The organism is Caenispirillum bisanense (genome assembly GCF_039523075.1).
In the GTDB taxonomy this organism is placed as follows: domain Bacteria; phylum Pseudomonadota; class Alphaproteobacteria; order Rhodospirillales; family Rhodospirillaceae; genus Caenispirillum; species Caenispirillum bisanense.
Genome location: NZ_BAAAEP010000033.1, coordinates 17,342 through 29,905 on the forward strand (window position 1 = coordinate 17,342; position 12,564 = coordinate 29,905).

Below are 12,564 nucleotides of genomic sequence, written 5' to 3' on the forward strand. Positions count from 1 at the left end.
TTGTTTTCGGAGGTCCGCTGCCATGACCCACGACACCAATTCCCCCGCCGCCTTCGGCCCCGCCGAGTGGTCCGCCCGCACCCGCCAGGTGCGCGGCGGCGTCAACCGCTCCGGCTTCTCGGAGACGTCGGAGGCGCTCTACCTCAACTCGGGCTTCGTCTATGACAGCGCCGAGGAGGCCGAGGCCAGCTTCAACGGCGACAAGGACCGCTTCGTCTACTCGCGCTTCCGCAACCCGACCATCGACGTGTTCGAGGAACGGCTGGCGCTGATCGAGGGCGCCCGTTTCTGCCGCGCCACCGCCTCGGGCATGGCGGCGGTGTTCGCGGCGCTGGCATGTACCGTTCAGGCCGGCGACCGGGTGGTGGCCAGCCGGGCGCTGTTCGGGTCGTGTCGCTACATCATCGCCGACATCCTGCCCAAGTGGGGCGTGGAGGTGGAGTTCGTCCACGGCCCCGACCTCGCCGACTGGCAGCGGGCGTTCGAGCGCCCGGCCAAGGCGGTGTTCATCGAAACCCCCTCCAACCCGACGCTGGAACTGGTCGACCTGGCGGCCGTGAGTGCCCTTGCCCATGCCGCCGGGGCGCTGGTCATCGTCGACAACGTGTTCGCGACGCCCATCCTGCAGAAGCCCTTCGCGCTGGGCGCCGACGTGGTGGTCTATTCCACCACCAAGCACATCGACGGCCAGGGCCGCTGCCTCGGCGGGGCCATCCTCACCAACGACCAGACGTGGTTCGAGGACAAGATCGGCATGTTCCTGCGCCACACCGGCCCCTGCCTGTCGCCCTTCAATGCCTGGGTGCTGCTGAAGGGGCTGGAGACGCTGGACCTGCGGGTGGAGCGGCACGTCGCCAACGCCGAGCGGGTCGCCGCCTTCCTGGACAGCCGGGTCGGCCGTGGCATCGCGCGGGTGATCTACCCCACCCTGCCCAGCCATCCGCAGGCCGACCTTGCCGCCCGCCAGATGAGCGGCGGCGGCACCATCGTCGCGCTGGAGGTGGAGGGCGGCAAGGACGCGGCCTTCCGGCTGCTGAACCGCCTGTCGCTCATCGACATCAGCAACAACCTGGGCGATGCCAAGAGCCTCATCTGCCATCCCGCCACCACCACCCACGCCTCGCTGCCCGATGAGGAAAAAGTGGCACAGGGGCTGACTCCGGGCCTGTTGCGGCTGTCGGTGGGCCTGGAGGATGCCGGCGATCTCGTCCGCGATCTGGAAATTGCCTTGGGCTAGAAGACTTTGGCCGCCGATGTAAAGGCGGCGTAAGGACTGCCCGAAAATGGTCACGGGACCTGCCCGCGTGTCGCCACGTTGTTTTTACAGACTGGAACAACTGGACAGGCACGCGAAGGAGGACACCATGACACGGTTCGCGCTTGCCGCCGCCTTGACCGCCGCCCTGGCGCTGGGAGGCGCCGCGGCGCCCGCGCTGGCGGCCGACCCCACCGATCCGCTGCCGGAAGAAATGCTCGGCGAGATCGCCGACGCCCGCAGCCTGCTCGACGGCTTGGAAGAGGGCGGCACGCCGTCCTACGCCCTGGCGCCGGCGGAAGATGCCCTGGAGTGCTGGGCGGCCGGCGGCGACGCCGCGCTCGGCTGCCGCGACGCCTTCTTTGCGCGGGTGGTCGACGCCACCTGGAACAACCCGGAGGTGCAGACCTCGGCCCTCGCCCGCGGCATGGGCGTGGACTTATGGATGCAATAGCACGGGGACCGAGGGCGCAACCGCCCTCCCCCGGCTGCGCCGGCCTCCGCCTTCGGGCGTAGACGGCATACCGGGCGCCGTTTCCAGCCTTCGCGAAAGGTGGGATCGGCGTCCTGCGCCGGCGGTTCCTGCCGGCGCCAGGGTTCCCCTGCGTCCGCGCCGGTGCGGGCGGGTGCGGGGGGTTCGGCGGGACGGGTCCGGCATGGCCTGCCCCCTCCCTTCGGTTGAAGGGGTTGCGCCGGCCACACGCCGACCCGAAATATTTCTATGCCGGGGTGGAACCCCAAGGGGGGTAGTGCCGTTTCCTTCCCCGAGGTCCATCTCGACTCTCTACTCTCTCACTCTCTCTCACTGCCTTCCCCGCCGGCCTCCGGCGGGGATTTTTTTTGCACTGGCCGGCGCCGCACCCTACCTTGTCAGGGCGCCCGCGCGCCCGCCCGTCCGCCGCGGGCGGTCACCGACGAAGGCCTTCCCGCATGTATGAACAGACGACCAACGGCATCACCATCCGCGTCCGGCCCGTCTTCCTGGAGGACCAGTCGTCGCCCGGCGGCGGCCATTTCGTGTGGGCCTATCACGTCACCGTCACCAACGGCCGCCCCACCTCGGTGCAGCTGGTGAACCGCTACTGGCGCATCACCGACGCCGGCGGCCGGGTGCAGGAAGTGCGCGGTGCCGGCGTGGTCGGCGAGCAGCCGGTCATCCACCCCGGCGACAGCTTCGAGTACACCAGCGGCACGCCGCTGCCGACGCCGTCGGGCATCATGGTCGGCGCCTACGGCTTCGTGGACGAGGACGGCGAGCAGTTCGAGGCGGCGGTGCCGGCCTTCTCCCTCGACAGCCCCCACGACCGCGCGGCGGTGAACTGAGGCGGCACCACCCCCGTAGACAGACCTGACCCGTTCGGAGGAAGCGAATGGCGGTTGCGCCCGCTGCCACCCCGCACGACATAGGAGACGCCGGCCCGCCCGGCGGACCGAGAGATGGGAGTTGAGCCCGTGAGCGATACCAAAGCCGTCAAGATCCCCAGCGCCGTGCGCGACTTCCGCGATGCCGCCGCCGCCTCCACCGCCGCGACCGGCAGCCGCCCGACCCGCGAGGAGGCCGAGGCCGCCGTCCGCACCCTGCTGCGCTGGGCCGGCGACAACCCCGACCGCGAAGGGCTGGTGGACACCCCCGCCCGCGTCGTGCGCGCCTACGAGGAATTCTTCGCCGGCTATGACGAAGACCCCGAGGACGTGCTGCGCCGCACCTTCGAGGAAACCGACGGCTACGACGAGATGGTGCTGCTGCGCGACGTGCGCATCGAAAGCCACTGCGAACACCACATGGTGCCGATCATCGGCAAGGCCCACATCGCCTACCTGCCGGAACGCCGGGTGGTGGGCATCTCCAAGCTGGCGCGGGTGGTGGAGATCTATGCCAAGCGCCTGCAGATCCAGGAAAAGCTGACCGCCCAGGTGGCCAACGCCATCAACGACGTGCTGCAGCCCAAGGGCGTCGCCGTGGTGATCGAGGCGGCCCACCAGTGCATGACCACCCGCGGCGTGCGCAAGCCGGGCGTCACCATGGTCACCAGCCGCATGCTGGGCGCCTTCCGCGACAACCCGACCACCCGGCGCGAGTTCATGTCCCTCATCGGCGGCGACCGCTCGGGGTACTGAGCCGGCAAGGCGGGCAAGCAAAAGGGGCGGCACCCTGCGGTGCCGCCCCTTTCCGTTCCGACGGAGGTCCGGCCTCAGCCGCGGGCCATCTTGCCCAGGCGCAGACGCAGGGCGTTCAGGCGGATGAAGCCGTTGGCATCGTACTGGTCGTAGACGGTGTCTTCCTCGAACGTCACGTAGTCCATGCGGTAGAGCGAGTTCGGCGACTGGCGGCCGACCACGGTCACGTTGCCCTTGTAGAGCTTCAGGCGCACGACGCCGTTGACGTTCTTCTGGGTCTGGTCGATGGCGGCCTGCAGCATCAGGCGCTCCGGCGCGAACCAGAAACCGTTGTAGATCAGTTCCGCATAGCGCGGCATCAGCTCGTCCTTGAGGTGCGCTTCCTCGCGGTCGAGAGTGATGCTCTCCATGGCGCGGTGGGCCACCAGCAGGATGGTGCCGCCCGGGGTCTCGTAGACGCCGCGCGACTTCATGCCGACGAAGCGGTTCTCCACCAGGTCCAGGCGGCCGATGCCGTGCTTGCCGCCCAGCTCGTTCAGCTTGGTGAGCAGCGCGGCCGGCGACAGCTTCTCGCCGTTGATGGCGACGGCGTCACCCTGCTTGAACTCGACCTCGATGTATTCCGCCTTGTCGGGCGCCTTCTCGGGGCTGACGGTCAGGCGGAACATATCCTCGTCGGGCTCGACCCAGGGGTCTTCCAGCGCCTTGCCTTCATAGGAGATGTGCATGAGGTTGGCGTCCATGGAATAGGGCGCCTCGCCGTGCTTGTCCTTGGGAATGGGGATCTGGTGGTCCTGGGCGTACTGGATCAGCTTGGTGCGGCTGTTCAGGTCCCACTCGCGCCACGGCGCGATGACCTTGATGTCGGGCTTGAGCGCATAGGCGGTCAGCTCGAAGCGCACCTGGTCGTTGCCCTTGCCGGTGGCGCCGTGGGAGATGGCGTCGGCGCCGGTGGCCTCGGCGATCTCGATCAGGCGCTTGCCGATCAGCGGGCGGGCGATGGAGGTGCCGAGCAGGTAGACGCCCTCGTACTGGGTGTTCGCCCGGAACATGGGGAACACGAAGTCGCGGACGAATTCCTCGCGCAGATCCTCGATGTAGATCTCCTTGATGCCGAGCATTTCGGCCTTCTTGCGGGCAGGCTCCAGCTCCTCGCCCTGGCCGATGTCGGCGGTGAAGGTGACCACCTCGCAACGGTACTCTTCCTGCAGCCAGCGCAGGATGATGGAGGTGTCGAGGCCGCCCGAATAGGCCAGCACGACCTTCTTCACGTCGCCCTTCTTCATGATGATGCGCCCTTGAACCATAAGTGTGGGAATTGGCGAAGGGCGCAGTATAGGCGATGCCGCAGGCCGCACAAGGCCCGCGCGCGGCCCCCCGGCGGGGCCGTTCCCCACCCGGTGCGCCATGCTTGCCTCGGCGCGCGTTATGCTCTACCCCTTGACCCTCCATCAGGGACAGGGTCTGGTCCCGCCGGTCAACCTCAGAGAGTCGCCCGCAGCGCCCATGCGCATCTTCCGCCACTACGAGGAGGTCTCGCCCGACGTGCGGGGTGCGGTCGTCGCCCTCGGCAACTTCGATGGCGTCCACCTGGGCCACCGGGCGGTCCTCGGCACCGCGTTGCGGCTGGCACGGCAGCAGGGCCGGCCGGCGGGGGCAATGACCTTCGAGCCGCATCCGCGCATCGTCTTCCGGCCCGACCTCGAACCCTTCCGCCTGACCAGCTTCCGCACCAAGGCGCGGCATGTGGAGGCGATCGGCCTCGATTTCCTCCATGCCCAGCACTTCGATGCCGCCTTCGCCGCCCGCACGGCGGAAGAGTTCGTGCGCGACGTGCTGGTGGCCGGCCTCGGTGTCGGCCATGTGGTGGTGGGCGCCGACTACGTGTTCGGCCAGGGCCGCCAGGGCGACGTCGCCTTCCTGCGCCGCATGGCGGTGGAATACGGCTTCGACGTCACCTCGGTCGGCTCCATCACCGCCGCCGACGGCACCGTCTATTCCTCCACCAACATCCGCACCGCCCTGCGCGACGGCCAGCCGCAGGAAGCGGCGCGGCTGCTCGGCCGCTACTGGGAGATCGAGGGCCGGGTGGAGCACGGCGACGCCCGCGGCCGCACCATCGGTTTCCCCACCGCCAACGTCTCGCTGGGCGAGCTGCTGCGGCCGGCGACCGGCGTCTATGCCGTGCGGGCCGGCATCGACCGCGGCGCCCAGACCCATTGGCACGACGGCGTCGCCAACTTCGGCCGCCGCCCCACCTTCGACAAGCAGGCGCTGCTGCTGGAAGTGCACCTGTTCGACACCGCCCCCGACCTTTATGGCGAGCACCTGCGGGTGGCGCTGGTGGAGCACCTGCGGCCGGAGCGCAAGTTTTCCGGCCTGGAGGAGCTACGCCGTCAGATCGCCGACGACAGCACCGCCGCCCGCCGTATTCTCGCCGAACTTCCGGTTCAGGCTGGCGTCGCCGCCGAGGTGCCGTGGTCGGCCCCGCCGCCCGCCGGCACCCCGACCTGACCCTCAGGCCCCGCCTGCCCCGCCTCTTCCGCAACCGCCACGAGCCCGCCGCATGAGCTTCTCCTTCCGCCCCATGATCCCCGGCCTGGTGCTGGCGGCGGTGATCCTGGTGGCCGACCAGATCAGCAAGATCATCATCGTCGACTCCGTCATGGCCGTGCCGCGGGTGATCGAGGTGACGCCGTTCTTCAATCTGGTCATGGCGTGGAACTACGGCGTCTCCTTCGGCATGTTCAACACCCCCGGCACCCAGGCGTGGGTGCTGATCGGCCTGTCGCTGGTGGTGGCGGCGGCGCTGCTGGTGTGGATGGCGCGGGAGCCGTCGCGGGCGTCGCGGCTGGCGCTGGCGGCCATCATCGGCGGCGCCATCGGCAATGTGGTCGATCGGCTGCGCTGGGGGGCCGTCGCGGACTTTCTTGATTTCCACGCTTTCGGCTATCATTGGCCGGCGTTCAACGTTGCGGACGCCGCCATCGTCATCGGCGCGGCGATTCTGGTGCTCGACAACCTCTTCCGGCCCTCCGAGCGCACGCCGGAGTAGACAGCACGACGGAGTTCAGACCTGTGAAGTTTTCGTCCTCCTTGCGATCCGTCTGGCTGATCGGCGGCAGCGTGGCCTGCGCGCTGACCCTTTCCGCCTGTGGCAACACCAAGCAGATGCTGGGCCTCGAACGCGAGGCACCGGACGAGTTCTCGGTGGTGTCGCGGGCGCCGCTGTCGGTGCCGCCGCAGTTCGCCCTCACCCCGCCGCGCCCCGGTGCGCCGCGGCCGCAGGAAGGCACCGCCGAGATGCAGGCCCGCCGCGCCCTGACCGGCCAGCAGGTGCAGCAGGCCTACCTCAACGCCGGCCTCAGCCCCGGCGAATCGACCCTGCTCGCCAAGTCGGGCGCCGCCCAGGCGCCGGACGACATCCGGTCGGTGGTCAACCGCGAGGCCTCGGTCCTGGCCGAGGAAAGCCGCAGCTTCACCGACCGCCTGGTGTTCTGGCGCCAGCCGGAGCCGCCGGGCACCGTGGTCGACCCGGAAGGGGAAGCCCGCCGCATCCGCGAGAACCAGGCGCTCGGCACGCCCGTTACCGACGGTGACACGCCGCGCATCGAGCGTCGCCGCAAGGCCATTCTCGAAGGTCTGTTCTAAGGCCGTACCGGCCGGCGGCGCTTGTGACGCCGCCGCCGCGGGCCCATATGCCAGGCACGTTTCACCGGGCCCGGTCGGTGCGGAACCGGCCGGGCCTGCGCCTTTTCCGCAGGGAGTCAGGCATGCCGTTTCCCGCTTTCCCGACCGGCACGGTGCCGCGGGCCGCGTCGGCCCTGCTGCTGACGCTGGCCGTCGCCACCGCCGCGCCGGCCGCCGCCCGGGCCGAAGCCGCCGTCCTCGACCAGGTGTTCGACGCCCACGAGTTCACCCTCGACAACGGGCTGCAGGTGGTGGTCATCCCCGATCACCGGGCGCCGGTGGTGACCCAGATGGTGTGGTACAAGGTCGGCGCCGCCGACGAGCCGCCGGGCAAGTCCGGCATCGCCCACCTGTTCGAACACCTGATGTTCAAGGGCACCGAGGAAATTCCGCCCGGCGAGTTCTCCAAGATCGTCGCCCGCAATGGCGGTTCCGACAACGCCTTCACCGCCGCCGACTACACCGCCTACTTCCAGAACATCGCCGCCGACCGCCTTGATCTGGTGATGCGCATGGAAGCCGACCGCATGGCCAACACCCGCCTGGACGAACAGACGGTGCTGACCGAGCGCGACGTGGTGATGGAGGAACGGCTGTCGCGGGTCGCCAACGAACCTTCCGCCCTGCTGGGCGAGCGGGTGGACCTGGCGCTGTGGACGGTGCACCCCTACCGCAACCCGGTGATCGGCTGGGAGCATGAACTGGCGACGCTCAGCCGTGACGACGCCATCGCCTTCTATCGCCAGTGGTACGCGCCCAACAACGCCGTGCTCATCGTCGCCGGCGACGCCACCGTCGAGCAGGTGCGGCAGCTGGCGCAGCAGCATTACGGCAGCATCCCGCGCGGTCCCGACTTCAACCGCGAGCGCGTGCGCGACCTGCCGCCGCCGGCCGACAGCCGCGTCGTCATGCAGCACCCGCGCGTCAGCCAGGCCTCGTGGAGCCGCCAGTACGTGGCGCCGAGCTATGCCCTCGGCGAGCCCGGCGAGGCCTACGCCCTGCAGGTGCTGTCGGAAATCCTCGGCAGCGGCTCCACCAGCCGGCTGTATCAGGAACTGGTGGTGAAGGGCCGGGTGGCGGTGGCGGCGGGCTCGTTCTACCGCGCCACGGCGGTGGACTTCGGCACCTTCGGCTTCTACGGCACACCCGCCGCCGACCGCACGCCGGAAGACGTGGAAGCGGCCATCGACGCCGAGGTGGAGCGCCTGCTGACCGACGGCGTGACGGCGGAGGAAGTGGAGCTGGCCAAGCAGCGCCTGAAGGCCGGGCTGGTCTATGCCCGCGACTCCAGCCAGTCGGCCGCCCGCACCATCGGCGCCGCGCTCGCCACCGGCTCCACCCTGGACGACGTGCAGGCGTGGCCGCGCCGCATCGCCGAGGTGACGCCGGAACAGGTCATGCAGGTGGCCCGCAAGGTGCTGCGCGGCAGCCAGTCGGCCACCGGCGTGCTGCTGCCGCAGGCCCCCGCCGCCGCCGCCGGCGGCACCGTTCCGCCGGCCACCGCCGCCGGCGACCGCGCCGGCTGAGGGAGACCCGCATCATGAGCATCCGTACCACCCTTCGCGCTGCCGCCACCGGCCTCGGCCTGCTGCTGGTCGCCGTATGGCCGGCGCAGGCCATCGTCGAGGTGCAGCGCGTGGTCTCCGACCAGGGCATCGAGGCGTGGCTGGCCGAGGACCACACCCTGCCCATCATCTCGCTGCAGTTCGCCTTCCGCGGCGGCTCGGCGCAGGACCCGCAGGAGCGCCAGGGCCTCGCCAACATGGTGTCCGGCCTGCTGGACGAAGGCGCCGGCGAGCTGGACAGCTTCGCCTTCCAGTCGCGGCTGCAGGATCTCGCCATCGACCTGCGCTTCAGCGCCAGCCTGGACAGCTTCTCCGGCAGCCTGCGCACCATCAGCGACAACCGAGAGGACGCTTACGAGCTGCTGCATCTGGCGCTCACCCAGCCGCGCTTTGACGACGAGCCGGTGGAGCGCATCCGCAGCCAGATCCTCACCGGCCTGCGCTTCGACGCCCAGGACGCCAACAAGGTGGCCTCGGAAGCGTGGTTCGAGGCCGCCTTCCCCGATCATCCCTACCGCAAGCGGGTGCAGGGCACGGCGGAGAGCGTGCAGGCCATCACCGCCGCCGACCTGCGCGACTTCGCCGCCACCCGCCTGAACCGGGAGGATCTGGTGGTTGGCGTTGCCGGCGACATCACGCCGGACGAGCTGAAGCAGGTGCTCGACCGGGTGTTCGGCGGCCTGCCGCAGAGCAGCCCGCTCGCCAAGGTGCCCGACGCCAGCCCCGACTTCACCGGCCGCACCGTGGCGGTGGAGATGGACATTCCCCAGACGGTGGCGGTGTTCGGCCATGGCGGCATCCCGCGCGACGACCCCGACTTCTATGCCGCCTACATCCTCAACTACATCCTCGGCGGCGGCGGCTTTTCATCGCGGCTGATGGAGGAGGTGCGGGAAGAACGCGGCCTCGCCTACTCCGTCTACAGCTATCTCTATACCCTCGACCATGCGGCGCTGATGATCGGCGGCGTGGCGACCCAGCGCGCCCGCTTCGAGACCAGCATGGAGGTCATCCGCGAGGAATGGCGCAAGATGGCCGCCGCCGGCCCCACCGAAGGCGAGCTTGCCGACGCCAAGACCTACCTCACCGGCGCCTTCCCGCTGCGGTTCTCCTCCACCCCGGCCATCGCCGGCATCCTTCTGTCCATGCAGCTGGACGAACTGCCCATCGACCACCTGGAAACCCGCAACGCCCAGGTGGAGGCGGTGACCATCGACGACGTCAAGCGCGTCGCCCAGCGCCTGCTGCAGCCGCAGAACCTGCTGGTGGTGGTGGTCGGCAAGGCGGCGGAGGAAGCCGCCAAGGACGCCGCCGGCACTGCCGCGGGCGGCGGTAGCGCCTCGAACTGATCCGGTCGCTTCCCGCCGCTGCACCTTCGGATAAGGGCCCGTCGGAACCACCCGACGGGCCCTTCGTCGTGTCAATGGCGGTTCACAACTATTACCTAAGCCCGAGTATGCTGCTGCGGCGTTAGCAGGTATAGTCTACTGCATCGTGAAATGAGCCAGACTTTACTACCGCGCCGGCTGTGGATGGTGCCGGCGCGTGGCGGGGGCGTTGTGGGGCGTCTGGCCGGCAAGGGAAACGAGGGGCCCATGCCCGATCTGCTGTGGTCACCCGACATGAGTGTCGGGTGCGACGCGCTTGACGCCGATCACCGCGCACTGCTGGCGCTGGTGCGTCAGCTTGACCTGGCCCTGCGCAAGCAGGAGCCGTTCGAGGTCGTGTCCGGCCTGCTGACAGCCTATCTGGAGCTGACCCGCGGCCATGCCGAGCGGGAGGAGCGGTTGCACCGCCTGCTCGGTCTGGCGGTGGACGAGGACCATGAAGCCGCCCACGCCGCCTTCACCGCCTGGGCGGATGGAGTGCGCGCCGACTACCTGGACAGCCGCGATGCCGGCCGGGTGCGGGCGGTGCTGCCGATCATCGTCGACTGGTGGTACCGCCATGTGCTCGACCTCGACATGGCCGACCGCCCGCTCTACCAGCAGCATGCCGGCCGCATCGCCCGCCTGCTGAACGATCCCGCCGCCTCCTTCGCCCCGGCCTGGAGCGGCGGCGAGGTGGCGGCGGTGGCGGCGGTGGCGGCCCGCTCCGACCGCTGATCCCCTCCCGTCCGCCGCGAAAGGGTCACGCGGCCTCCCCTGTTGCGGCGTCCTGAAGCCTGCTAACGTCCCCTGGCGTTGGCGAGGGGACGCCAGCTTCGAGAAGGAGGACACCGGGATCATGTCGCGTCTGACCGAATGCACTGCCTATCAGGCCCTCGCGCAGCACCACGGCCGCATCGCCGAGGTTCACCTGCGCGACCTGTTCGCTTCCGACGCCGACCGCTTCGCCCGCCTGTCGCGCCGCCTGCCCGGCCTGCTGGTCGATTTCTCGAAGAACCGCATCACCGACGCCACCCTGGCCCTGCTGCTCGACCTCGCCCGCGAGCGGGGGGTGGAAGCCCGCCGCGACGCCATGTTCAGCGGCGAGAAGATCAACACCACCGAAGACCGCGCCGTGCTGCACGTCGCCCTGCGCAATCGCTCCGGCCGGCCGATCCTGGTGGACGGGCAGGATGTCATGCCGGCGGTGACGGCGGTGCTGGACAAGATGAAGGACTTCACCGGCCGCGTCCGCTCCGGCGCCTGGACCGGCGCCACCGGCCAGCGCATCACCGATGTGGTGAACATCGGCATCGGCGGCTCCGACCTCGGCCCGCGCATGGTGGTGGAGGCGCTGAAGCCCTACCACCAGGACGGCCTGACGGTGCGCTTCGTCTCCAACGTCGACGGCAGCGACATCGCCGAGGTGCTGAAGGCCTGCCGGCCGGAAACCACCCTCTTCCTGGTGGCGTCGAAGACCTTCACGACGCAGGAAACCCTCACCAACGCCCACACCGCCCGCCGCTGGCTGGTGGAAGCCCTGGGCGAGGACGCCGTTGCCCGCCATTTCGCCGCCCTGTCGACCAACGCCCGCGACGTCGCCGCCTTCGGCATCGACACCGCCAACATGTTCGAGTTCTGGGACTGGGTGGGCGGCCGCTATTCCCTGTGGTCGGCCATCGGCCTGCCCATCGCCATCGCCATCGGCTTCGACCGGTTCGAGGAGCTTCTGGCCGGCGCCCACGCCATGGACGAGCATTTCCGCACCGCGCCGCTCGACCACAACATCCCGGTGATCCTGGCCATGATCGGCCTGTGGTACGTGGATTTCTTCGGCGCCGACAGCTATGCCATCCTGCCCTACGACCAGTATCTGCACCGCTTCCCCGCCCACTTCCAGCAGGTGGACATGGAAAGCAACGGCAAGCGGGTGACCGTGGACGGCGACTCGGTCGATTACCAGACCGGCCCGGTGCTGTTCGGCGAGCCCGGCACCAACGGCCAGCACTCGTTCTATCAGCTGATCCACCAGGGCACCCGGCTGGTGCCGTGCGACTTCATCGCCGCCGCCCGCAGCCATAACCCGCTGGGCGACCATCACGCGATCCTGCTCAGCAACTTCTTCGCCCAGACCGAAGCCCTGATGCGCGGCAAGACCGCCGACGAGGTGCGGGCCGAACTGGCCGCCAAGGGGCTGGACGAGGCCGCCATCGAAACCGCCCTGCCGCACCGCGTCTTCCCCGGCAACCGGCCGTCCACCTCCATCCTGCTCGACCAGGTCACGCCGCACAGCCTCGGCATGCTGATCGCCCTCTACGAGCACAAGGTGTTCGTGCAAGGCGCCGTGTGGGGCGTCAACAGCTTCGATCAGTGGGGGGTGGAGCTGGGCAAGCAGCTGGCCAAGCAGATCCTGCCCGAGTTGCAGCAGGGCCAGCCGGTGAGCGGCCATGACGCCTCCACCAACGGCCTCATCAACGCCTGGCTGGAGATGCGCTGATCCGGCATGGCTGCCGGCCCGCCGCAGCGGTCGCGGCGGCGGCCGGCCGATGCCATCATGACAGGCGGAGGG

Annotated in this window: 12 protein-coding genes; 11 read left to right on the forward strand and 1 reads right to left on the reverse strand. The window is 69.5% G+C overall.

Annotation, left to right across the window (positions count from 1 at the left end; all coding sequences use genetic code 11):
• The first annotated feature begins 22 nt into the window (after positions 1-22).
• From metZ to folE, 4 genes are all read left to right on the forward strand, one after another.
• Positions 23-1,237 (forward strand): O-succinylhomoserine sulfhydrylase, encoded by a 1,215-nt coding sequence (gene metZ / locus ABD056_RS14765; RefSeq protein ID WP_343867798.1) that lies wholly within the window; start codon positions 23-25, stop codon positions 1,235-1,237.
• 127 nt (positions 1,238-1,364) lie between these two features.
• On the forward strand, positions 1,365-1,709 hold the full coding sequence (locus ABD056_RS14770) for a hypothetical protein (RefSeq protein ID WP_343867800.1): 345 nt from the start codon (positions 1,365-1,367) through the stop codon (positions 1,707-1,709).
• Positions 1,710-2,185: 476 nt separating this feature from the next.
• Positions 2,186-2,578, forward strand: coding sequence for a Co2+/Mg2+ efflux protein ApaG (gene apaG, locus ABD056_RS14775; RefSeq protein WP_343867802.1), 393 nt, complete (start codon positions 2,186-2,188; stop codon positions 2,576-2,578).
• A gap of 165 nt (positions 2,579-2,743) precedes the next feature.
• Entirely contained in the window at positions 2,744-3,373 is a 630-nt protein-coding gene (folE, locus tag ABD056_RS14780; protein WP_425545044.1) for a GTP cyclohydrolase I FolE, read from the forward strand.
• Positions 3,374-3,447: 74 nt separating this feature from the next.
• Here folE and ABD056_RS14785 read toward each other — a convergent pair whose 3' ends face one another.
• A complete protein-coding gene (locus ABD056_RS14785; RefSeq protein WP_343867806.1) occupies positions 3,448-4,659 on the reverse strand; it encodes an argininosuccinate synthase in 1,212 nt (403 codons plus the stop codon).
• Between the two features lie 220 nt (positions 4,660-4,879).
• On the opposite strand from ABD056_RS14785, the gene ABD056_RS14790 reads away from it, so the two are divergent.
• The 7 genes from ABD056_RS14790 to pgi all read left to right on the forward strand — a co-directional run bounded on the left by ABD056_RS14790 (position 4,880) and on the right by pgi (position 12,492).
• On the forward strand, positions 4,880-5,887 hold the full coding sequence (locus tag ABD056_RS14790; protein WP_343867808.1) for a bifunctional riboflavin kinase/FAD synthetase: 1,008 nt from the start codon (positions 4,880-4,882) through the stop codon (positions 5,885-5,887).
• 52 nt (positions 5,888-5,939) lie between these two features.
• The gene (gene lspA / locus ABD056_RS14795) at positions 5,940-6,428 is read left to right on the forward strand and encodes a signal peptidase II (RefSeq protein WP_343867810.1); all 489 of its coding nucleotides are present in this window, start codon (positions 5,940-5,942) and stop codon (positions 6,426-6,428) included.
• A 23-nt stretch (positions 6,429-6,451) separates the two neighbouring features.
• Entirely contained in the window at positions 6,452-7,024 is a 573-nt protein-coding gene (locus ABD056_RS14800; protein ID WP_343867811.1) for a DUF3035 domain-containing protein, read from the forward strand.
• Positions 7,025-7,146: 122 nt separating this feature from the next.
• The gene (locus ABD056_RS14805) at positions 7,147-8,589 is read left to right on the forward strand and encodes a M16 family metallopeptidase (protein WP_343867813.1); all 1,443 of its coding nucleotides are present in this window, start codon (positions 7,147-7,149) and stop codon (positions 8,587-8,589) included.
• A 14-nt stretch (positions 8,590-8,603) separates the two neighbouring features.
• Positions 8,604-9,977, forward strand: a complete 1,374-nt coding sequence (locus ABD056_RS14810) for a M16 family metallopeptidase (RefSeq protein ID WP_343867814.1) — start codon at positions 8,604-8,606, stop codon at positions 9,975-9,977.
• 246 nt (positions 9,978-10,223) lie between these two features.
• Entirely contained in the window at positions 10,224-10,733 is a 510-nt protein-coding gene (locus tag ABD056_RS14815; protein WP_343867816.1) for a bacteriohemerythrin, read from the forward strand.
• A 121-nt stretch (positions 10,734-10,854) separates the two neighbouring features.
• Positions 10,855-12,492, forward strand: a complete 1,638-nt coding sequence (pgi, locus tag ABD056_RS14820) for a glucose-6-phosphate isomerase (RefSeq protein WP_343867818.1) — start codon at positions 10,855-10,857, stop codon at positions 12,490-12,492.
• The last annotated feature ends 72 nt before the right edge of the window (positions 12,493-12,564 follow it).

What these genes read in the sequence shown, in the direction of transcription:
- metZ (WP_343867798.1), top strand. Translation starts at nt 23, where the DNA reads ATGACCCACGACACCAATTCCCCCGCCGCCTTCGGCCCCGCCGAGTGG.
- ABD056_RS14770 (WP_343867800.1), top strand. Translation starts at nt 1,365, where the DNA reads ATGACACGGTTCGCGCTTGCCGCCGCCTTGACCGCCGCCCTGGCGCTG.
- apaG (WP_343867802.1), top strand. Translation starts at nt 2,186, where the DNA reads ATGTATGAACAGACGACCAACGGCATCACCATCCGCGTCCGGCCCGTC.
- ABD056_RS14785 (WP_343867806.1), bottom strand. Translation starts at nt 4,659, where the DNA reads ATGAAGAAGGGCGACGTGAAGAAGGTCGTGCTGGCCTATTCGGGCGGC.
- ABD056_RS14790 (WP_343867808.1), top strand. Translation starts at nt 4,880, where the DNA reads ATGCGCATCTTCCGCCACTACGAGGAGGTCTCGCCCGACGTGCGGGGT.
- lspA (WP_343867810.1), top strand. Translation starts at nt 5,940, where the DNA reads ATGAGCTTCTCCTTCCGCCCCATGATCCCCGGCCTGGTGCTGGCGGCG.
- ABD056_RS14805 (WP_343867813.1), top strand. Translation starts at nt 7,147, where the DNA reads ATGCCGTTTCCCGCTTTCCCGACCGGCACGGTGCCGCGGGCCGCGTCG.
- ABD056_RS14810 (WP_343867814.1), top strand. Translation starts at nt 8,604, where the DNA reads ATGAGCATCCGTACCACCCTTCGCGCTGCCGCCACCGGCCTCGGCCTG.
- ABD056_RS14815 (WP_343867816.1), top strand. Translation starts at nt 10,224, where the DNA reads ATGCCCGATCTGCTGTGGTCACCCGACATGAGTGTCGGGTGCGACGCG.
- pgi (WP_343867818.1), top strand. Translation starts at nt 10,855, where the DNA reads ATGTCGCGTCTGACCGAATGCACTGCCTATCAGGCCCTCGCGCAGCAC.